This window comes from Pontiella agarivorans (assembly GCF_034531395.1).
Lineage (GTDB): Bacteria > Verrucomicrobiota > Kiritimatiellia > Kiritimatiellales > Pontiellaceae > Pontiella > Pontiella agarivorans.
The window spans coordinates 15,443-37,842 of record NZ_JARVCO010000004.1; the positions used below are offsets into that span (position 1 = coordinate 15,443).

At 47.4% G+C, this 22,400-nt stretch carries 18 protein-coding genes; all 18 read right to left on the reverse strand.

Annotated elements, in window-relative coordinates; all coding sequences use genetic code 11:
- Positions 1 to 25 precede the first annotated feature (25 nt).
- Positions 26 to 1,147: a glycosyltransferase gene (locus tag P9H32_RS03815; protein WP_322607545.1), complete on the reverse strand. Its 1,122-nt coding sequence runs from the start codon at positions 1,145 to 1,147 to the stop codon at positions 26 to 28.
- Complete coding sequence (locus P9H32_RS03820; protein WP_322607546.1) at positions 1,144 to 2,274, reverse strand: glycosyltransferase family 4 protein; 1,131 nt, start codon at positions 2,272 to 2,274, stop codon at positions 1,144 to 1,146. The genes P9H32_RS03815 and P9H32_RS03820 overlap by 4 nt, the downstream gene beginning before the upstream one ends.
- Positions 2,267 to 3,328, reverse strand: a complete 1,062-nt coding sequence (locus P9H32_RS03825) for a glycosyltransferase family protein (RefSeq protein ID WP_322607547.1) — start codon at positions 3,326 to 3,328, stop codon at positions 2,267 to 2,269. Before P9H32_RS03825 ends, P9H32_RS03820 begins: the two co-directional genes overlap by 8 nt.
- Positions 3,328 to 4,314 carry a glycosyltransferase family 4 protein gene (locus tag P9H32_RS03830; RefSeq protein ID WP_322607548.1) on the reverse strand — a complete coding sequence of 329 codons (987 nt, stop codon included), beginning with the start codon at positions 4,312 to 4,314 and terminating at the stop codon, positions 3,328 to 3,330. Before P9H32_RS03830 ends, P9H32_RS03825 begins: the two co-directional genes overlap by 1 nt.
- 152 nt (positions 4,315 to 4,466) lie before the next feature.
- Positions 4,467 to 5,558, reverse strand: coding sequence for a glycosyltransferase family 4 protein (locus P9H32_RS03835; protein ID WP_322607549.1), 1,092 nt, complete (start codon positions 5,556 to 5,558; stop codon positions 4,467 to 4,469).
- A gap of 12 nt (positions 5,559 to 5,570) precedes the next feature.
- Positions 5,571 to 6,518 carry a sulfotransferase domain-containing protein gene (locus P9H32_RS03840; protein WP_322607550.1) on the reverse strand — a complete coding sequence of 316 codons (948 nt, stop codon included), beginning with the start codon at positions 6,516 to 6,518 and terminating at the stop codon, positions 5,571 to 5,573.
- On the reverse strand, positions 6,500 to 7,468 hold the full coding sequence (locus tag P9H32_RS03845; RefSeq protein ID WP_322607551.1) for a glycosyltransferase family 2 protein: 969 nt from the start codon (positions 7,466 to 7,468) through the stop codon (positions 6,500 to 6,502). Before P9H32_RS03845 ends, P9H32_RS03840 begins: the two co-directional genes overlap by 19 nt.
- A 22-nt stretch (positions 7,469 to 7,490) precedes the next feature.
- Positions 7,491 to 8,618, reverse strand: coding sequence for a polysaccharide pyruvyl transferase family protein (locus P9H32_RS03850; protein WP_322607552.1), 1,128 nt, complete (start codon positions 8,616 to 8,618; stop codon positions 7,491 to 7,493).
- 13 nt (positions 8,619 to 8,631) lie between these two features.
- Entirely contained in the window at positions 8,632 to 9,774 is a 1,143-nt protein-coding gene (locus P9H32_RS03855) for a glycosyltransferase family 4 protein (RefSeq protein ID WP_322607553.1), read from the reverse strand.
- 164 nt (positions 9,775 to 9,938) lie between these two features.
- A complete protein-coding gene (locus P9H32_RS03860; RefSeq protein WP_322607554.1) occupies positions 9,939 to 11,222 on the reverse strand; it encodes a hypothetical protein in 1,284 nt (427 codons plus the stop codon).
- On the reverse strand, positions 11,219 to 12,301 hold the full coding sequence (locus P9H32_RS03865) for a glycosyltransferase family 4 protein (RefSeq protein WP_322607555.1): 1,083 nt from the start codon (positions 12,299 to 12,301) through the stop codon (positions 11,219 to 11,221). Before P9H32_RS03865 ends, P9H32_RS03860 begins: the two co-directional genes overlap by 4 nt.
- Positions 12,302 to 12,308: 7 nt before the next feature.
- Entirely contained in the window at positions 12,309 to 13,199 is an 891-nt protein-coding gene (locus P9H32_RS03870; protein ID WP_322607556.1) for a glycosyltransferase family 8 protein, read from the reverse strand.
- 24 nt (positions 13,200 to 13,223) lie between these two features.
- Entirely contained in the window at positions 13,224 to 14,189 is a 966-nt protein-coding gene (locus tag P9H32_RS03875) for a hypothetical protein (RefSeq protein ID WP_322607557.1), read from the reverse strand.
- A 32-nt stretch (positions 14,190 to 14,221) separates the two neighbouring features.
- On the reverse strand, positions 14,222 to 15,175 hold the full coding sequence (locus P9H32_RS03880; protein ID WP_322607558.1) for a DUF6625 family protein: 954 nt from the start codon (positions 15,173 to 15,175) through the stop codon (positions 14,222 to 14,224).
- Entirely contained in the window at positions 15,172 to 16,719 is a 1,548-nt protein-coding gene (locus tag P9H32_RS03885; protein WP_322607559.1) for a lipopolysaccharide biosynthesis protein, read from the reverse strand. Before P9H32_RS03885 ends, P9H32_RS03880 begins: the two co-directional genes overlap by 4 nt.
- 107 nt (positions 16,720 to 16,826) lie before the next feature.
- On the reverse strand, positions 16,827 to 19,985 hold the full coding sequence (locus tag P9H32_RS03890) for a glycosyl hydrolase family 28-related protein (RefSeq protein WP_322607560.1): 3,159 nt from the start codon (positions 19,983 to 19,985) through the stop codon (positions 16,827 to 16,829).
- A 582-nt stretch (positions 19,986 to 20,567) separates the two neighbouring features.
- The gene (locus P9H32_RS03895; RefSeq protein WP_322607561.1) at positions 20,568 to 21,731 is read right to left on the reverse strand and encodes a hypothetical protein; all 1,164 of its coding nucleotides are present in this window, start codon (positions 21,729 to 21,731) and stop codon (positions 20,568 to 20,570) included.
- Positions 21,731 to 22,387, reverse strand: coding sequence for a polysaccharide biosynthesis/export family protein (locus P9H32_RS03900; RefSeq protein WP_322607562.1), 657 nt, complete (start codon positions 22,385 to 22,387; stop codon positions 21,731 to 21,733). The genes P9H32_RS03895 and P9H32_RS03900 overlap by 1 nt, the downstream gene beginning before the upstream one ends.
- Positions 22,388 to 22,400: the final 13 nt, after the last annotated feature.

Below are 22,400 nucleotides of genomic sequence, written 5' to 3' on the forward strand. Positions count from 1 at the left end.
TAACGAATTAAAAATCATGGTCGACCTATATCAGCTCCAAACACTCGGGCGGATTTTTTCCCGTCAGACACCAATCGTAAACCCGTCGCATATTTCCAGCAATTTTCGACCAGGTGAATTTCTCCTCCACCAGAGAACGGCCCGCCGAGCCCATTGCCGCTCTTTCCTCATCGGACATTGTTGCCATCGTTTCCAGGCCTCGGACAATCGAATCGGCCCGAGGCTCAATCCGAACTGCGGCATCGGATTCAAATCCTTCAGGCAGGTTACAGAAATCCGTAATCACAGCCGGCAGACCGTACGACCAGGCCTCCAGCACGGACATCGGAAGTCCCTCGGAAAAAGACGGAAGAATAAACGCATCCACACTGCGCAGCAGTTCGTCCTTTTCTTCGCCGTATTTCGGTCCGATAAATTCAATATTTTTCAGCCCCAAGGTAGCCGCTTTCGCTTGAAGTCCTTCATTATGCCCTCCGTCATCCCAGCCCGCGACCAACAATTTCCAGTCGCCACGAAAGCGGCTCCAGGCCTCCAGCAGTTCCGCAATTCCTTTCTTCGGATGAATCCGGCCGAGGAACAAAATCGTTTTCCGGTCTGCAATGGGCGGCAAACGTCCCGGCTCAGGCAGTTCAACGCCATTGGGAATCAAAGCAACTGGGTTTGTCAGGCCATACGCCCGAATGGAATCCACCTCTGATCGGCATAACGCATGAATACAAGTCGCTTCCTGCAACGCTTTCTTTGCAAACAGGGCCTCCACCAGCGTTTTCTTCCAGGCGGAATTCTGCACCGCCCACGGATCCAGCATGCCGCGCGGCGAAACCACTACCGGTACATCATTTTTCCGCTGGTACTGCATCGCCGCCCATTGGTTATCCATCCAGATTCCATGCAGATGAATCAGATCTGCTCCGGATGCCTTCAGCATCCTGCGCAATTGAAGAGAAGTTTGCATCGGTCCGGCAGCCTGGTAAAGCGCCACCTTCAGCGGATCCCAAACCGGCAGATCCTCCTTTGAATATTCATCCTCCGGACTGAAAATTTCCGGAACACAGCCTTCATCCGCCAAAGCCTTTGAAAGCCAGCGGACGGAATAAAACAAACCGCCCGCCTTACGCGAGCTGGTGGTTAAAACCGAAACGTTCATTGTGCTCCCCATAGCTTCAGGCTAGTGACAAAACGCTCAGCGTTTCGAGCCGGAGTAAATTCAGCAGAAAACAGCGCTTTCGCAGCCTGTCCATGCACTTCAGCATCAGCCGGATGATTGATGTATTTGCGCAATGCATCACTCATCGATTTTGCTGACGCGGCACGGACCCGGTACCCGGTCCGGCCCTCCCGGATTAAATGCCATGATCCCCCGCACAGATCGGTTCCAATGAGTGGAACCCCCAGCGACGCCGCTTCGTTGAAAACCGTACCCCAGCCATCGAAGCGCGAAGGCAGCACAAACACATCCGCCGCACAATACACTTCAGAAATACGTTCAATCGGATAAGCCCCGAGAAAAAGCACCTGATCCTGAATACCCAGTTTCTCTGAAAGCGCCTTATAAGCGCCGTCAGCTTTGTCTAAGCCGCAGAAAACAATGCACCACTCCCGGTTGTTTTCAATTCGTGAAAATGCTTTAAGCAGCACATCAATGCCTTTGCGTTTACACAAAGCCCCGACCATAAGAAAGATCTTCCGCCCGGCGGCAAAATCCATCATCTGCCGGCACGGCTCAGCCGGCGAGAGCGGCCCCGGCGAGTAGTAAAGATCAGCGGTCTTTGCTGCCGGAACGCCCATACGCTGAAAAGCACTTTTTGCCAAATGCCCCTGCCCGAATGCCCCTAGAGCATAGTTGCGAATTCGCGCACCGTAAGAACGTTTAGCCAACAGTTGAAACGGATACAACAGGCGAAAGAGAGACATATGATATCCCAGCAGCTCCGCCAAACGAATTCCCGGCTTTTCAGACCAATGGCACCAGCGCACGTCCCTTTTACAGAAAAAATCGATCAGCGCTTCATTGAAATAGCCACAGATGATGTGCACCCGGTTAGACCAGTCCTCAACCCGTTCCACCTGTTTTTGCGGTTCTGTATTCCCTTCCGCAAAAATTTCATAGGCTTTCTGCTCATGCCCCGAATTCCAGCCTTCGGCCGCCCGATCCGATGAAGCCCCGTTAAAATACACCACGCTTAAATCGACATCATCACGGGCATCCAAAGCCTGGAAAAATGCGGATTGATAGTGCGATGGAATATTCATCCAGATACACGTTTTAATCACGACGTAACCCCTCCATCACCTTCAACATGGCATCAGCGCGATCGGCCCAGGTGATGCCTTCGATACGGCCCGGCCTGTCACCGGAAGCCAATGCACATCGCAAGCGCTCGATAAATTGCGTGTGGTTCCCGGCCGCTTGCACATGGCTTCTGAATTTTTGTACCTGATCACAGGCCTCCGTCGCAATCACCGGGGCTCCGCTCGCAAGATGATCAAACAGACGCATCGGAGAACAGAAATGATTGAACTCACTTTCGACATAAGGAACCAGTCCGACATCCAGACATTGGAACCACTGATGTATCATCTCATGCGGCTGCGCACCGACCGCCCTGCATTTCGGTTGCTCCAGCAGTTTATTCAAACCGGAAGAGGAATTACCGGTCAGCGGTCCCACCAACAGCAACGTCCCCAGCTCCGGCAACTGCGCACATGCTATAAGCAGTTCAAAATCCAGCCGTTCGTTAATCCCGCCGACAATCCCCGCAATCGGGCGTTCGAGACCTTCAAGTGGCGGCTGAGCTGGCTGCATGGGGTCATCCTGAAAAAAACGAGATTCCGTTGCATTCATGCTCACGGAAAGCTTCGAGGCTTCAACTCCATATTCGCGCTGCGCCCGATTCATCAGACCTTCCGAAACAAAAAATGAATGATCCACCCGCTGAACCAATTGCTTTTCCTGCCGCACGACGGCGTCCCATCCATCGTAGTTCCGGTAATCATCAGAAGCGTAATAGATGGTCTTTATGTCCGGAGAAATATAATCCAACATCGGAAGATAATGGGGACTGGTAACCACCAGGGTCTCTACATCCGGGCACTGTTTCTGAATCTTCCGCCAGAGCATGCGCTGCCCCAGCCAAGCCGTTCTGGAAGCCCAGCCTGGCGGTAAGACCACCGGAAAAATATCCAGTTTATTATCCGATTCCGGCCACCCGCGCTTGCGGGCAACCATCCAGTCGGCAGGAGCAACCCCCTGCACTTCGGCCCTTTCAGCCAGAGCAGCAAACGGTTTTTCCCGCCAGATTTCATTGGTATCACAAATAACAATCATCAATTCACAACATCCCGGAAAATATCCTCGAGTTTTCGAGCGGATTTCGACCAGGTAAACTGTCCGGCCTGCTCCAGCCCCCGCTCTCTCAGCTCATTCCGTGCCGAATCGGATTCAAGCAGCGACTGCAGGGCCTCAACATGTTCCCCGGGGGTATCCACGTCACAGAGCAGGGCCGCCTTTCCGGCCACTTCAGGAATCGATGCCACCTTGCTGGCCACGACCGCAGCTCCGGAAACCATTGCTTCAATGACCGGCATGCCGAACCCTTCATAACGCGAAGGAAACCATACCGCCGCTGCATCCTGATACAGAACATTCAGCAACTCATCCGACACATAGCCGGCCAATGTAATATTGTCCGCATTCAAAGCATTCAGCTGACCGAGATAGGGCTGTTCATTTTTCCCGGCAATAATCAGCCGGACTCCCGGCAAACGCTTCGCAAGAAGCGGAACTGATTTGAGGATAAGCTCCGCATTCTTTCTCAGCGATAAACCTCCGGGCACCAGAATATAGGGCTTCCCTCCGCTCAGCGTCTTCACGTCCCCCTGCAATTCCTCAGTCGTAGCCGTTCCGAACACATGATGCGGTGCATTGTAAACCACCCTAAGTTTTTTTTCCAAGGCCGGAAAAAAATGGGCAATACGCGAAGCTGAAAATTCGGAAACGGTAATGACCGCATCTGCATGCCGGGCCATACTACCGAACAAAAAACGCCATTTGCGACAATGCAGACGACGGCTGAGCGTCTGCGGATAGAGGGATTCCTCAAAGCCCGCCACATCATGTATTGTGCAGACCAGGTTCGCCTTCCGTGTCGGAACATAGGACTCTGCCGGACAATAGACCACATCGACCTCATCCCAATACTGCTCAGCAAAGGGTTTATTACGCCAGATCCAGCCAGCCTGCTGCCAGGATGTAGAACGTGAATACGGAATAAATGAGGCCTTTTTCCAGAACGTATCCAGCTTTCTGTACACATCATCGTATAACCCCCTTTCAACCAGCATACGGTGCCGGGCCGCCGGGAATTTTTCAGCATGCGTCTTCAATAACTGATCGATAACACGTCCCACACCGGAAGGGTTGGGAAGTCTATGGATATGAATGTAAGAGAGTATATTCACTATATTTAAAGTTTTCTAATTAAAGCAATTTTGTACACATCCATCACGCTCGCTACGATGGAGCCCCAAGAAAAAATTTCCAAAGCCCGGGCCCGATGTTCCAATACCTGTGCCGAACGCTCTTCCGATCGTTGCAACATCGCGGTCAGCATGTCATCCGCAGCATCGTCTTCCAGCATCAAGGCGTCGAACTCCTGGAGCAGACACACGGCTCCGCCTCCACCGGTTACGGGAAAAGCGGTGATGGGCAATCCTGATGCAACCGCCTCAAGAATGACCAAACCGAACGGTTCGTGGTAAGAGGTAAAGAGAAACTCATCAGCGGCTTTATAGTAGTTTTCCGGCATACTGCAGGAACCTGCCATAATCAAACGTCCGGCAGTAATCTCCGCACTGCAGCGCTCCAGCATCCCCGCATACTCCGGTCCATTTCCAACCACCACCAAAATCGTGTCATCCGGGAGCAACCGGGCCACACGCTCAACCCGATCTGATCCTTTCATGCTGCGATGAACGCGCCCAACCCACAGTAGAATACGTTTATGCTCCGGCAGATTCAGTTTTTTCCGCAGATCCTTCTTTTCACTTTGTGCCACAAGCTTGAAGCGTTGGAAATCCACCCCATTAGGCACATAATGAATCCGAGACGGCGGAAACCGGTCTTCCACCCAGGAATCGATCGTATGCAGGGAAATGCCGACGAGCAGTTTCGTCGTATGTTTCACCAGAAAACGTCCCAGGCCACTGTCGTTACTGCGCAACGGAAGATGCGAATGCATCACCACCGGAATACGGAACTGCATAATCGCCAGGCGCGGCCAGATGATGCCGTCATGGGAATGAATAATATCCGGATTCACCTTCCGAATCGTCGAACAGAAACTCCGAACACCACGAAAGGCCTGTTTTGAAGAATCCAGATTCAGACAAATGGCCCGGTCTTTGAACTCTTCGCATACATGAGACCGGGGACCATACAAAAAAAGCACCCAGACATCGACCCCAGCGGCCCGCTGTTCAAGGCCCAGAGCCTCTGCGACACGCAGTGATCCTCCGGAGTCCGGATCGTCCCGCTGGCATATATGGATTACCTTCATGATCTACCTTATTCAGGGGTCCAGTGTACGCTTTACCGGGCGTGCATCCGATCCATACAGGTCGACACCCACCTGGATAACAACATCCATCACCGCCTCAACCTGTTCCGGCTTCAGCTTTTTTTTCCACCCTGCCAAATCCGCCTTGCCGTTCTTCAGATTATTCGAATCTTTATACGCCGTTTTAGATGGTTTTGTAATTTTTCTTTTTACTCCGGCCGGCATCTGCATTTCCAGAAAATCAAAAATCCGGCCGAGTTCCTGCTCCGGATGGTCCACAAGATCCTCATAAAAGACTGTAATCCCTTTAAAACCCTCTTTCAAGGGCACATAGTTCTGGATCGCCCAGTCAAAGGCCAGACTCTCTTCCCGCGTATTAATTCGATCATACACATCCTGGAGATGAGGATAGCGGCTGAACAGCGACTCGTGGAAACATTTGGATTTCGAATGATCCGCCCATGCGCCATAGGAGTGCCGGAGCTGCGATGAAACAACAGCGCAGGGATGCCGGACCAGATAGATCAGTTTGATTCCAAACCGATGCGTCATCCACGGTAACAGCATATTTGCATTTACAAACTTATGAATGTAGCGCTTAAAGAAAATCACGTTCCATGGATTAAAGTACAACTGACTGCGTAAACCAGTCCCCAATACCCCGCCTTTAAGCATAAATTCAATATAGTCCGTCTCCCGAGCCCCTGCAAAATCCACCGGAAGATAACGCGGTCTTCCAAAGCCGTACTCCAGCGAGGCTGGATTTGTTGCGGAATGGAGCTGCTCCCATAAAATCAGTGATCCGGGAACCGCAGTCATCAACTGGGCCAGCCAGGTGGTCCCGCCCCGCCCCGTGCCGCTCAGAACAATAGTTCGATTCAGGTCATAGGATGAGCGCCGCATATTGCCCAGGGCTGTTAACCCTGCATTGCCCAGTCGCCTCAGACTTGTCGTGACCATGCCTGACTCCCTTCAGGAATACCACCGGGCCGCGCCCCAAATGCTTCGATTCTCTGGTGTTTCAACCTTCGGTAAATTCGATAAAAATCCCGATATCCATCCCGATAAGCGCGCTTATAGAAATTTTTTAAACAACGAAGTCCCTGCACCCGGAGTTCCTTGCGCAACATCCGGAATAAAAACTGCTGATCCTGCCTTAGCAGTTGTTTACACCGGGCCACCCGAAACTTTGTATATAAACCCTGTTGCGGGAAAAAGTAGGGTTTATCCAGCATCTCTTCAGTCAGACTTCCGCCCCACACGCCCACATAACAAAGCGTCGTATCCACAGCAACCACCCGCCGATGGATACAGGCCTCAATAAAAAGATCCCAATCGGCCGTTATGGTTTTGGCATCATAGCCGCCAAGCTCTTCAAAAAGCCGACGCGAATAGATCGTTGCCGAGGGGATGGAGCTCGCGGAAAAAGGCAGCTTCCAGATATCTGTTCCATACCCGGCATCTCGACGGACCGTAGGAAGTGTTTCCGGAAGCGATTTTTTCAATCCTTCCGGATCATTCCCCACCAGAAATTTCTCCACGCCAGCAACGACCATTGTCTCATCATCAATCAGCGGAACGGTTGCGGACAAAAAGCCGGGATGCAACAGATCATCATCACACAGCGGTTTGATAATGTCATGGGCACAATGCTCAACACAGCGGTTCAGATTTCCGGCAAATCCGGTGTTTTCACCATTCGTACAGATCCTCAGACGCGGATCATCAATTCCTTTAAGAGCCTCATGAACAGAAACCGGGCTGCAGTTATCAGACACAACCACCTCAAATTCCGGATAATCCTGTCGAAGAGCACATTCAACGGTATGGCGCAACACCGGGTATCGCTGCTCAGACGTCATATAGGTTATGACGTAAATTGAAACTGCTGCTGTATTTCCCGTATTCATACTTTAACCGTTTCTGTTCAGGTTAATTTTTTAATTCTGTCAATGCCCGGGCGAGATATTCTTTCGATTGACTACGCTCCTCCATAAGCAAAGAACGTACTGCCTCCCAATTTATCGGTGCCCGCAGCTTCTCGGTCCACAACTCGGGATCATACTGATTGAGCAACTGATTTTCCACCCCCAGTTTGGAGGCCAAATTGAGTACCCTCGTATTCCGGTTTGCAATTCCCTGTTCATCACTCAACAGACTGACAAAAGGCGTTTCAAATAAGGTGGAAAAAACCGTTCCATGAAATGAATTCGTAACAACCGCAGATGCACCCTGAAAAGCACCCAGCCATTCGGCCGGAGAGTTACATGATATAATTCTGCACCCATCAAAAACAGCTGATGGTGAATCGCTGATCACTGCCGGTATAAGCCCCAGATTCCGCGCCGTTTTCTTTAATGTATCAACTTCGGCTTCCAAAGGATGGAAGAGGTAGGCCAGCAGACACCCTTGCGCATCCACCGACCGGACAAATGGCGTATAATCTTCCAGAAGCAAAGTCGGATCTACAACCGTCTCTACCTGCTGTGTTCCGGGCAACAGCCTTTTCGCGATTTCAGCTCCGCTGCTTTCCCGCACCGCTAAATGAGAAAATTCAGAAAGCAGGATTCCGATCTCCGCATCATATTTTTGCTCATTGTTTGCAGAACCAAAGCTGCTGGCATATGAAATCCGGGCTTTAGGAGTCCCAAAGTCCAGAAAATAGGCTCTATAGAGTTCTCCGTGGAAAATCTGCGTATTCCATATCTGGTCACTGCCGGCTAAATAGATATCCGCTTCCGGAGGATTTGCCCGCAATGCCTCCAGACTGGTATACCGGTTCCGACTCAAATAACCGTGCGTTCGCAAGAATTCTTCAAACCCTTTTCGTTTCGCAGCTGGAATTCTTCTGGAAACTTTCCACCGGAAAATACGACGATAAACAGAACGGAATACATCGTTCGCAGGTAGAGGTTCCGGGATATAATCGATTAACTGCACCGGGAACCCCATCTCCGCCACCACACGGGCCAGCGCAAAGGCCTGCAAGGTTGCACCATAGTTCAGATTACCGTTAATCCATAAATGGAATGTAATAATTGCTACTGAATGATTATTCATAGGATCATCATATTTAAAGTTTTTCAACGACTTCCACAAGGCGGGACCGCCATACTTTCGGAGCAAACTCCCGCTCAAAAAAGTAACGCCCCTGAGCGCCTATTCGATCTCTGAACCCCCGGTCCACGACCATCGTTTTAATGGCGTCGGCAAGCTGAGCGGCTGAACGCGACTCCACAAGCATACCATTTTCATTCGTGATCAGATCCACACCGGACTCCCGGGTCGCTGCAACCGGGCAACCATGTGACAACGCCTCCAGAATAACTCCGGCCTGACCCTCGGCCAGCGAAGGCAGAACAAACAGATCAGCTCGCTCATACTCTTGACTCATCTTATCCATCGGAACAATCCCCAGGAATTCAAGATGATCAGCATAGGGCATCCAATCACACTCCTTACGAGTTAACCCAGCCACACGAGCCTGCAAAGACAGCCCCGAACTTTTCAACTGCGCAACCGCTTCGGCCAAATACGGAAGCCCTTTTCGCAATGCATCTCGACCGGCAAAAAGAAGTCTGCCCGGTTCCACATCGACCTGTCGCTTCGGCTCAATACTTGAACCATAGGGCACTACGCGAATCTTGTGCGCATGATCAGGCGCAAAATCCCGGACCCCGTCTGCAACCCACTCGGAAGGACAAAGCAGAATATCCGCAAGAGGAGCATACGCACCGATTCCCCGGTGCTCTGCGCGTCGGCAGTCCGCTTCCGAAAGCCCCCCCTTTTCTCCAGCCCCTTTAAACCGTTGCTGTTCAGCATATAAATTTTGATTGGCCTTAGGACTGATAAAAACATCCACAATTATCTTTGCACCATGCGCTCGAGCATATTTAAGAAAAGGAATATCCTCCCCATTCATATTGTAAACTACCGATGCGCCGCGAAGCCCCCGTTTTTCAAAAACCGTACTGAGTTTTCCCCGGTGCAAAAGCTCTCGATCCGATGAAAATATTTTATCTGCCGGTATACCCTCCGGCACACGTAAAGCCAATGCTTTCAGTTTGTGAACGCCAAGCCCTATTTTACACAGAACACCCGCCATACGCCCGACCGGACTATAAACCGTTGAATCTGTATACAGCGCCGCAAGTAACCCCGCCTCTTCCAGCATACGCGGAATCTGATAACGATGCCGCGCTCCTCTTTGTGTCACAATTACCCGACTCATATCGCCACTAAGACATCTCTCTTTTTGTACTTGTATGCATAAAATTTATTCAGAAGAAGTAATCTCAATCCCTGTTCTGACCCTGCAATGTTCGGGGAAGCAACCTGCCAAATGCGTTATTATAATAACAAAGTAATATACTTCTCTTCTTAATACTCAGCTTCAACTCTTGCCCATCGCAAAACCGGATAGCCCAGCGCAAAAAAATAAACCCATATTGAAAACAGGATCATATGAGTTCCATGCGAAATCGCATGCATCGCTTGAGACAGCACATATACATACAACAGTTGGCCTAAAAATAAACCCTGCATCGCGTGTCTGTAAAGAATTCCCATAAGTAATCCTATCACGTAAAATTTCACAAAGCCCAACCAGCCGAACGAAGCAAACGCATCCAAATATCCCGTAGCCGTTGTTCCCGTAAAAAAAACATGCCCATACATCTCATTGGCCAATTTAATTTCATTTAAGACTGGAAACATTAGCGCTTTTTTAGTGCCACGCCCTATCAACTGACCGGGAACATAATTAAAGACCAGCCCGTTCCAATGCTTAACCCCCCAATCAAATTTTCCTAAATCAACATGTACCTGACGCAGATATATATAGTTATTAAACTCTGCTCCCCCCTTCTCAATAACTTCCTCCGATTCGCGGGTGAAGTCTGCTGCAGCAATCTGTTTCAATCGGGTCAAAAAACTCTCGTCACTGTTTTTCATTATTGATCGATATATTCCGATTGAGTTAACCAGCAAAAGCCCGACGCATAATCCCGAAACAAGCAGCCACCGCGGCAGTACCATTCGCCGGACAAACCAAGGGGCCACAAATAAATACGACACCAGGTTCATCATTGCCCGTCTGCGCCCATTAATAATGGCCGCCTGAAAGAGCATCAATAATGAGGGAATTAAAAATAACAGGTATTGAACCACAATGATTCGATTCTGACTCAAATATAAAAGCCATATACTCAAAAAACCGAAAACAAATATACTCGCCAGAAAAAGATATTTAACCGCCGCACCGGACCATTGCGCTACTCCCAGCACTTCTTCCGGCAAAGACATTAGTTTATATCGGAAGTAAAAACCTCCCAGGCACAATATAGCTCCTGCAACGTATAACTTTTTACGGTCAAATTTCATATTTAGCCATACAGGACTATAATCCATCTTTTCATGGCCGGTATAAAACCCCATCCACAAAGCCACACTGCAGAAAGTCGCAAAAACAAGTCCGGAAGCATAAGCATTTCCCGGATATTGATCCGCAATACGGAACCCTCCGACACACTGAGGGAAAAACCATCCCAAAGCAATCGCTGCCGCCCAAAACGGAAATTGGTAAATCCGGTTTTTACCTAGCAGATGAAACAGGAACATAAAAATGTTCACCCCCCCATATGCTATGAGCGCGACCAGATTCATACTTTACCAACTAAATCCCGAAATATGTCCGCATACTGATTGGCTACGGTTTCTCTGTCATAATCCTCCTTATAACTTTCCAAAATAGATTCCGGAGAAATCGGCTGATTTTCCTCCAACCATTCCTGAATAACCGATACCGCCTCCTTCGAATTTCCCTGAGGGATTAATGCCCCGCGAGCGGGTGTACATAAAATATCAGGCAACGCCCCGACTGCAGTAGCAAAGAGCGGCCGGCCTCCTGCCAAAACCTCCAGCGCGACGATGCACTGCCCTTCCGATACGGACGAAATTAAAAAACAGTCATTCTCCGCGACAATGCTCGGAACATCTTTACGCTGATAGGCTCCATGAAACGAAACCGTAACCCCTTGCTGATCAGCTAAAACTTTCGCCTCTTCCAATAGCGTTCCCGATCCATATACATGAAACTCAACTCCAGTGCCGGACTGCTTTAACTGATGAAAAAGCCCCTCTACAATTTCTATCGCATAAACCGGATTTTTTTGTGGCTCAACCCTCCCCATCATCGCAATACGTAACACACCGTTTCCTTTAAAAGGCAGTGGTGAAAAAGAAATCCCCTGTGGAGGTGTATACGGCAGAACTGAAACAGAACAATTCACCCCAGCCCTGCGAAGATCTCCCTTGAATAAAGTCGCCTGCGTAAAAATATGGTCAAACCGGGAGAAAAAATCTTTCAGAATACCGGCATCCCGAAATTGCTCACCAGGACGATAGGCCGTGATATACACATGTTTCGGTTTTCTGGAAAACAGTTTGTAAAACCAGTTTTTAAATGGCTTTTGATGCACGACTACATCTGCTTTTCTCAATTGGTATAGAGCAAAAGGGAATAACACAAAATCCGGTAAATTCCATCGGCACCCCCAACAAAACGGTATCCGCTTTACCTTAACTCCAACACGCTCCATTTCATCAAGAATCGGACTTTTCAATGAAGCACACACAATGCTGACATCCATCCCATGAGCGCAAAGCACCGAAGCCAGATCTTTAGTGAACTCTTCGATGCCTCCGATGCGGGCAAAAACACCGAAATAAAATAATACCTTCATAAAACCACTACTTTTTTATAAATCTGACCAACCTGTACAGCAAAGACTGATCAGATGAAAGAAACCGTTTTTTTATAATTCCCCAGTACTTTCGACCTGCGAATGGGGTGCTAGCAAGATATTCCCAATACTCCAACCAAAAGGGATGAGCTGTATAGGTCATAGTCCATGGTTTTATGTTCGTAAAATGGCAAATGTATGGATCACATTTTGCTGCGAATAATTCTTCAGTACTATTAATGGCAGCATTCCTCTCCTGCTCGAATATGTGACTCATAGCATTCCACTTCGGCGGAATTATCTTTTTTTCCGCATCAAACATTATATTGATCCAGTCTTGATCGGGAAATTCCGGATTCGGCAAGCGCATACCGGCATCTTTCAGTTTTCTCTCATAATCTCCACTGCGAATACGGTCGAGATTCCAGAGCATAACACCCGAATTAAGGTATTCATTCTCCAGTTGCACACCATACTGTGCCAACCGCTTTTTATGACCGAACCCGTCGTCCGGAACGCCGGCAATGGAAGACTCCTTCATCGGAAGGTTCCACAGCTCATCGAGTGACTTTCTAACAATCGTATCGCAATCCAGATAAATAATTCGCGAATCCGATTCACATAACGAAGGCAGCAATAAACGATAATATACGGCCACCGGCCACCGGCACTCAGCATCAATTTCCATATGCTCGTGTACCAGCTCGGCAGCATTTATCACCCGTACTCCATACGAACGGCTTAAGCTTATTCCATTCAGACAGTCTGGATGAATACTTCCATCTGTAAGCACAGTAAACTCCAATGGCTCCTCGGGATTAGAGTTTATGATTACGGATGCCATCGTGACAATGAGGTGTTGCAGGTAGTTCGCATCGGCCGCCAAACAAATTTTCATAAGAGTTATAATCCTGTATTCTGACTAACAGCCGAGGCCTCGCATTCGGTGATACCATTTATCCATAGCATATAGCCGTTTTTTAATTCCCTGCGATATACTCCGCTCATGAATGTTCCAATGATTAAAGGCAGGAACAACATTCTCTTCAATAAAGTTAATCCAGCGGTATGTAGTAGACTCAGCAGTAAAATGCTCTCCACGCTTCAACCCTGATTCTACGATACGATTATACAATTCCGAATTTTTCTTAAGTTGTGAAACCGCATCTAATAATTCCGGATAAGTCGAGACTCTAAGAAAATCGATTTCCGGACGCCCTACCTGTTCATAAGCGGAATCATAGCCCCCAATAAAGGGTATCCTGGACTGCCAGGCATTAAACAATTTCGTCGGCGGCTTACTATGGTATTTTCTTTTCGATAAAGAACGAATACCCAACAGCACATCAACCTCTCGCATGTCCTGCCACTCACCGCAGTCCCGAAACACCAGCTTGCACCCTAATTTTTCCAGATCCTTACCTAACCGATCTTTATCAATGCAAAAATTGTTCGGCTGTCCACTGAAACATACATTTTCAACTCGAGTCCTATCTTTCATTCGCGGCAACAAACCGGGTTGCGGATAATGCGGCATGTAAATTCTTCGAGATCCCGCAGCACAATGCTTATTCTGAACGATTTCAAACCTCCCGAATGGAAAACTCCGATAATCAGCACGAATGATAACCACAAAATATTTGTTCAACTCACTGGGACTCAAAATAACCCTCGCCACCTGAGCATGTACAAAATTGACCGCATCTGCTTGCAATTCATAACTGAATGAAACAGGCAATCCTTTCATCTTGAGCTGACAATACAGAGGCCACACCCAGGCATGCCGAGCACACATAACAGTCCCCTCATCCCAAGAGAGCTGACACAACTCGTTAAGATCATCCCCGCTATCTGGATTGCCGACAAAATTATACATCAACATCTTCATCACAAATTGCCTTTAATCTGACATTGAGCCTACTAAGTGATTTTTGTGGCATTATAGTCTGTCCGTCCTAATGGGTTACTCAACTTCCTGCCAACGCGCTTTAACCACCGTGTTTTATATTGATTAAAGCGATAACCGAGATCCAACCCATGCTTACCAAATACGCCGTAACAATTAATCCAGTAGCTCTCAGGCACCTGACTCCAATGCCATTTGGGATAGGTATAAACCGAGCGGCCTTTATTGTGCAGGTGATGATAGTGAATATAGGATTGTCCATTCATCAGAACCCGCCCGTTATCCACCGATACCGTCCCCTTGAACCCCTTGGGAGGCTCCAGCGAAAGGTTCTTAAAATGGGCCGAAACCTCTCCTCTGTTCTGCGCCTTTACAATAACCTCCGTCATACTCTCAATTTCAGTATCCACCTCAAGAATAGACTGGCCTGCAAGAAGCCTCGACCAAGCGAATGAACATTCATCAAAGCAATAGTGTTTCTCAGAGCTCATAACTTTTTCAACATCTTTGCTCATGGAATACAACTTGTTGATTCGCTCTGTATTTCTGAAAAAAAACAACGGTCCACTTAGATATTCCCTGCTGGTACTGAAGATGTCATACGATTCCAGATCCCCCAGAAATGACATCACATCCCCCAGCACAATATCGGTATCGCAAAACCCCCAATAATCAAACCCGGAAAGCTCTCGCCCAAAAATTTCTCCAAGAACCGGCTTATAATCACACAATTTATACGGTGATGAAAACCCGGGCATAATACCCGTGGCCTTATAAGCCCGTTCCTTAAATTCATCCAGCCCGATCCCAAGTACGCGACAATTTTCCGGAACATCTCCATCAAGAGTCAACCAGGCATCACCCAATAACAGAAAATCGATTGCAGGATTACTTGCACATGAAGATAGAAACAATGGAACAAAAGGCGGGAGATTTCCGAAATAAACAACGAATATGGAGATATTCATTTTTTTGCTCCTATCGGCAAGTTATTCTGAACTGCTTTTGTAAAGGCCTGTTTTTCATTATTGGTTGACATAAGTATGATAAGAGCAAGAAGAGCCAGTCCACTTAGAGGCATTACATAACCCAGTTGCCATATCGACATCTCGACAGGCTTTGAAATCAGAAGCTGGCTCACCAGAATAACCAACACACATCCGGCTCCAGCACGAAGGTAAATTAATAAAAACCGCCAAAACGGAATTCCAACTTCTTTGGATATCCAAAACGGGAAAAGAATATTTTCTTTTAAGACCAGAGCGGCCATTGACGCGTAAATAACACCCAGAGCACCATAACCGAAATGTACCAGCAATAATGAGAAGGATATATTCAACACTCCCGGAATAAGATTGCCCAATCCCATGTATTTTGTTTCTCCGATTGTTACAAAAATCCTCCAAAAAACTGAACCGCTGATCGTAAAAACCAACAAGCCCAGCAAAAGGCGAATCCATAACGCATACTGAATAAAGCTCTCATCAAGCCACAGTCTGATCAATCCCGGAGCCAATGCAATGAATATTCCACACAACAATGATGCTGCATAGGCCACGAACTGAGCGGAAACCATCAGACTATCGACCATACGTTCATTTCGCCCATGTGCGAAATCAATCGTAAAGACCGGTGCCACCAATCCCCCCAATACAGACCCCACCTGCTTGATAAGATTAGGCCACACCAATAATGCGGCATACACCCCTGCCATCTCCTTACTCACAAACCGATTGATAATCCACACATCAGTTTTCACAAACAACGAAAACCCGAGCATTGAAACCAAAGACCAGCCAGCCATCGATAAAATAGGCTTTACCCACTTGGTTGTAATATATTCCCGCTTGAAAATAAGGTTTTCCTGTACAAGCTTGTGGTATATGGATACTCCGATTAAAAACACACAAATTGAAAGGCTCAGATCAACTGCCCCGACAATCCACAGCCTTGCACCACAGCACTTGATTAAACCAAACAGAAGCACCATTCTGGCAATCTGCGATCCAATCATGAATTTTTCACTGATATCTAAACGGTTTGCAGCCTGAATGGGAGTAAACAGTACTCCCTTCATAATGTTTAAGAAAAACAGCAGAATATTACACGCGACCAGAATACGGAAATCACTTGCGAGCTCCTCGGGGAAATCAATTAACCAATCTAATTTCCACACCCCTAAGGCAAACAAAGGAAGTTGCAATAAGATAAACCCGGCATTCGCTACAATAGCCGTTGTAAAGATTTCATTGGCCTGTTTCCAATCATTGCTATTAAGAGCTATATTTAAATAGCGGGCAACTGCCGTGCCCACACAACTGGAAATCATGCCGATATACTGAGTAAGGAATCCTCCAAGGGCAAGCAGTCCATAAGAACCACTACCGAATTCTTTTACCAAAAAAGGGATAAATAGAATTCCGGAAATGGCATATATACCGAATCGACTAACCGTATAAACACCATTACTCAGAATCCGTCTCAAGCTGCTGTCAGACTTAAATTCAGGCATCTGCTACAAATTTTCCTTGCGCTATATTATATCTTTAATTTTTGTGAGTAGGAAAATTGAAGACACTACCTTTGATACAATTCAATTTAATAGACAATCAGTATGAGTTATTTTCTCGGACAGAACCAGAACTCGGCATGCGCTTTTTTCCACATCCCCGTTTTCTCTTCATACTCCTCCAATAAAACTTTGTACCACCGCCCGTTTACCAGGTGATCTATCTGAAGCTCGACTGGAGATTTTTTTGCCCAAAGTATTTCCCACTCTTCCGCGACCTCATCCCACACACTGGCCCTGATCAGTTTCCCCTCAAACCCTCGTAAAGGATAGGTGATACTATCAGTCAATATGGTCGTTTCTGGTTCATAAATCAGTGTTATAATTATCGTCTCCCCATCTTCAGACTGAAGCTTTATCTGTGCCTCTGTCCCTTCTTCGGGAACATTTACAATTTCAAAATTTACCTGTGCATCCTCCTCTGCAGACAGCACCCCCCGGGCAGCTTCGAGAGAAATCCAACCCGCCTGCGAAATTGCACTCCATGAAAGCTCCGCTGATCCCGCATTAAAAATATTAAAGTTTTTAGCCGACTCATTAATCAGAATAACCCGGTGCGGCACAACTAAAACACTCCGCTTAACCACCAAATTCTCGTACGGAACTAATGAACTCCATTGATTTCCATATAGAACCGGAACATTGTCAACCTCAATATTTATTTCACCCTCTTCAACATTCTGATGAACGCTTCTGTTATTAACAATTACACTGCTCCTGTTCCCTTGGCCTTGAGCAAGGAACGCCCCACAATTAACAGCTACGTTTCCATCGTATATATTCAGATGGATTGACGGATCAGAGAATGTAGATCCGGAACGGAATACTGTGGAAACGATATTACTAAATATATTTCTTCTCCACAGATTGCCTAAAACGCCGATATCTCCACCCTGAATCGGCAAGTTGCTTTTCGGACAATAAAGAGAGTTTGGAGCCCCGAAAAAGCACGTTTCGACTAAATTGGATTCAAAAACATTGAAATAATTCGGGGCTACAGTGCTATGGATCCCGTCAAACTCAAAAGATCCATATCCAAAATTATTGAAACCACTCTCCAGCTCAGTAAAAACATTACCATACACGATAAAATCGGATGCCCCACCATAGGCCTGCGCTCCCGTTGATGCTGTTTTATCAGTTGTTGCTCCATATGGTCTTCCGTCCAGCGCATTGCCATAGACAACAACCCGGCTTAAATAATTCCCTACCGTCAAAACACTCTCTGTATCAGGAATAACATTCCACGGTTCTTCTAAAATTACCTCTCCTGTTGTTTCGTCCAGAGACATGATTCTACGAGACTGACCAACTCCTTTTCCCTGAACAACAGAAACCATCCGCGGACCGTTACTGACGGATAAACGATCAAACCGGACCTTATAATCCGATACTTCAACTGGATTCCCCCGAAATCTGGTTACCAACCCCTCAAACATAATTTGCTCACCCGAGTTCTGATCAACCGTATCGCGCAACTCGACTTTACAGTTTAAATCGGAAGGCTTTTTTGAAACCCAATCCTCAACAGCGAGAATCAGTTCTCCAGTAGAAGTATCAATTCTCTCTTTTATTTCATAACTTCTAAGAAGATCACCATCAGGACTCTCTGTGATATGCAAACGCCCTTTTCTTCCATTTGCAACTTCTGGCAGATTGTCGAATCTCCAAATCTGCTGTCCCAAACGATCATCAACCTTCTCATAAGCCCCAATATATGAAGGAGAAATACCTTCAACATAAGGAGTTGACTGTCTCGGGAGCATATTTTCCGTTTGATTTAGCCCGAAATAACAATCTTTAGATGGACCGGCACCGGTTAACCATCGTCCCTTGCACCACCCAAAGCTGCCGGAGGCATCTGTTTCATCATAATTCCCTGCAAAACATTCGCTGAAATCAATATATTGCGACCCTTTCAGAGTAACCATCTGATTGCAGTCTTCAGTCCCTAAAAAAGTACATCCGCGAAATCTAGCCTGCGTAGCTCCTGTTAAATTCACATCATTAACTTGAATAAATCGACATTCTGTAATCGTTGTATAAATGGACCCTGTAATATCAAGTATTGACCGGCGCTCCTCGTCACGCAACGCAGAAAACTCCACCCTGAGAAAAGAGGTGCCGCTCCCCCCTACGGTAACTGCGTCCGCCCCGTCCAAAACAGCAGTACATTCAATAGTCAGATCCCGTATAACAGCATTATCCTTTGCAGCAAGCACGGGTTTCCACGCCGGAAATGCTCCGGCGGATCGAATCACACTTTTCCCCATTCCATCACCGCAAACAATTTTATCACTTCTACATTCTACAACAGAATCTACCAAATATATTCCTTCGGGAAAATAGACCGTAGACCCCGGAACTTTTTCAGCTGCAGACAGAGCTTTCCCTATAGCTTCACTATCTGAAAATGAATCACCACCATCAGCCCCGAAATCTATTACATTGAAAATCTTCGAGCTCCATTCTTTGGCAGGTTCAACCTCTATACTGGCTTCAGCCGACCAACCGAATGCTCGACCATGACCATTGTGCAACCAGATCCGGCGGCTACCTTCCTCCAATTCTTCAGGAACAACAAAAGTTGCTTTAAACGGGTTTGCAGAAACACTCTCAATCCATCCATAGTTCTCCACAAAGAGGTAACTTTTTCCACCTCCTAGAGAAACATTTCTCCCGTAAACAGAAAAATAATCTCCCGCAACGACTTTATCAAAACCAACCCACCACAGCTCAGCCTTATTAATAGCCACAGGGCGACCATAACCTTCAGCATTACACGGCCACATTAGATACATGTCGTTCTTCGGAAGCGTTTCGGGTAGCATTATAGAACAAAGCCTCCCATCCAATCGAAGAATGGAAGCATCAATTAGAGACTCATCACCTGCATAAACTGTAAAGCAAGTCTTCCCCCCCTCTTCACCAGCTGCTTTTAAACTGAAATTTTCCCCCGTCAAAGCCAAAGTATCACCAGGCTGATTGGCCCGTATCCACTCAGCAATCTGGGGGGCTCCATCGGGAATCACATAGTCCGCATCGACAGGAGGGTTAAACGCTGCAAATTCTTTAGGGAACTGGTCGGTTGGACCAGATACCTGCATATCTGGATATCCCCCGACAGCACAGACCGTCCTCGTAAGAACAGCAGTTAGTGTAAAAAGGAAACTCAACTTTAAAAAATTATACTGCACTGTATTCATCATACATGCTCCATTGTATCACACACTAAGCCGGGCACTGATCAATCCTGTAGTATCAGGTTCATCCCCGTTACCTCGGTGTAAGCTTTTCTGTTACAGACATTTTAGCAACAGCTATGCCATAAGCAGAAGGAAAAAAATCACAGCGGCAAAACTCCGCCAATCCGCGTCAGGAATTCAATACCTTAAGTCTCTCAACACGCTGCCGCCATTGGTCACTCTCAACCCCGCCCGGGAAGAAACCAGCAATAGTATTTTTAATCGATTTGTAATTTTTGCCGCTCATGCAACAAGAATGCGTTACAGAAGCGAAATTGCGCAAAGAACACAACCTCCGACTCAACAAAACAAGGGAGGCTTAATGTAAAAAGCTCCTTTAATGCATAACAACATATCTGCAATATTTTCAGCCGGAAACATGCCACCCTACAAAAGCTGTGCAAAGGAATACGAAAGCTCATCGGGAGAACACCAACCAACACCCAATAATTTTCTCGAATTGCAGAATCCGGAAGTTTTCCTGCATAAAAACGGAAACCAATCATGATTTTCCTAAACAAACCAAAGACGATATTTTCGCCGGTGTTAATACATATAAAGTAGCCGTAGCGATACGGTAGAACGGGAAACCGGCTCCTGGTCATTAGCATAATTCACAATCAGAGCAAGGTTCAGCCTGCGCGTCAGATCATATCCGCATTGCAGCGTGAAAAAATGCTGAACACTGCCATAGATGGAATCATCATCTCCATTAATGCCATCCTCATAATTGTGTAATACTGATCCTCCGATGCTGAACCTGCTCGTCGGCAGCCAACTTGCACCGTATCCCACACGATAAAGCATGCGGGCTTCACCGCCTCCGTAACCGGGCTCGTACGTATTTCCACCGGAAACATAGAGAGCAAGTTTGGGAGTCGCCTGCCAGTTCATCTGAAGATCAATCAGCCCTGATGTATCCGATCCGGACAGATCATAATCCGCATATCCAACACCGCCCCGCAGACTGGCCGATGTTTTGTCGGTGATCCGGGTATCAAACCCTCCACCGAGCACAGCAATCGACCCATCTTCGTCATCATTGACCTGCATGGAATAATAGCCGCCAATGTTAATGATCGTGTTTTGCGATACCCCATAGGTTGAAATGAGTGAGACCTGATGCGTCTGCCACTCCGCCGTATCCGAGCCCTCAAATTCCTGATAGTAGTGCTGCACCGAATATGAGGGAACGAAAGCTGTTTTTTCGGATATCTGCGCGGTATAATCGAGATTTCCATTGAGAGTCCACTGCGTATTGACTTCATCCGATATAATGGATCCGGAATTATTAACTGCTTCATTTTCCAAATTCCACGTATATCCAAGCATTTTGGCTACGTCCGTCGCCAGTCTCCAGCGTAATGCATAAGCATCGGAACCGATCTCACCGCCGGCATTGTAGAAATCATCATTATTTTCTACATAGTCATCATAATAGCGATAACCGTAGTTTGCTCGGACAGAAACATTAACCTGAGCATCCTGATTGGAAAGCTCTCCGCCGGCAGTCGTTTCTGCATAGACGTCGTGTGTTGCGCTATCGGTCGCTTCATTATACTCAAGCCGGTCATCGTATACCAACGAGCCGGACACCGACGGTCGGAGCACAAAACCGCCCAGATTAATTCCCGTTTGAGCCTCTTCCTGAGCAAGTACTCCTACAGAAAGGAAGCCATATAGAGCAAAGAAACTACAAATTCGTTTCATTAGAAAATCCGTTGGGGAACATACACAATATCGCCTTGAAACAGGCTGATATCCGAATCGGCGTCACCGTCCTGCCCAATATCATTATAATTAATGGTTACTCGTATTTTTCGTCCGTCTTCCACCTTTCGGGTGATGCGGATATCGGATTTCTTCGCACTGGGCGCAAACCCTCCGGAACGGCTGATCACAGCGGTCAGCTTGATACCCTGCGCAGAAGGAATACTCACCCGGCCGGGCTGCGCCACGGCTCCGGTGACCGTGACAAATCCCCATTCGGTACTGGCCAGGTCATTCACCCGGTTAATAATGATCACAGGCCGGCTGACAAAATATTTCCCGTAGGCCGCAGTGATTCCCGAGCGAGCCTCCTCCACACTCAAACCGGAAATCGCTACATCACCGACCAGCGGCAGGGTGACCCGGCCGGTCGAACTGATCTCAGTCTGATAGGCCGCCACTTCCATGTTGCCGTCAACCTCCACCGAAATCTCCAGAGCATCACCGGCGACCAAATCAGGAATCTGCTCCGACCCGGCCGAACCGGGTACAGGTTTAAAGTCCTTTGCAGAAACCTCTTTTGTATCCGGGGAGACACAGCCCGATAACATGCACGCGGTTAATAGAACTGCAGCAACTGTAAATTTACCAAACATAACTTCACGACTC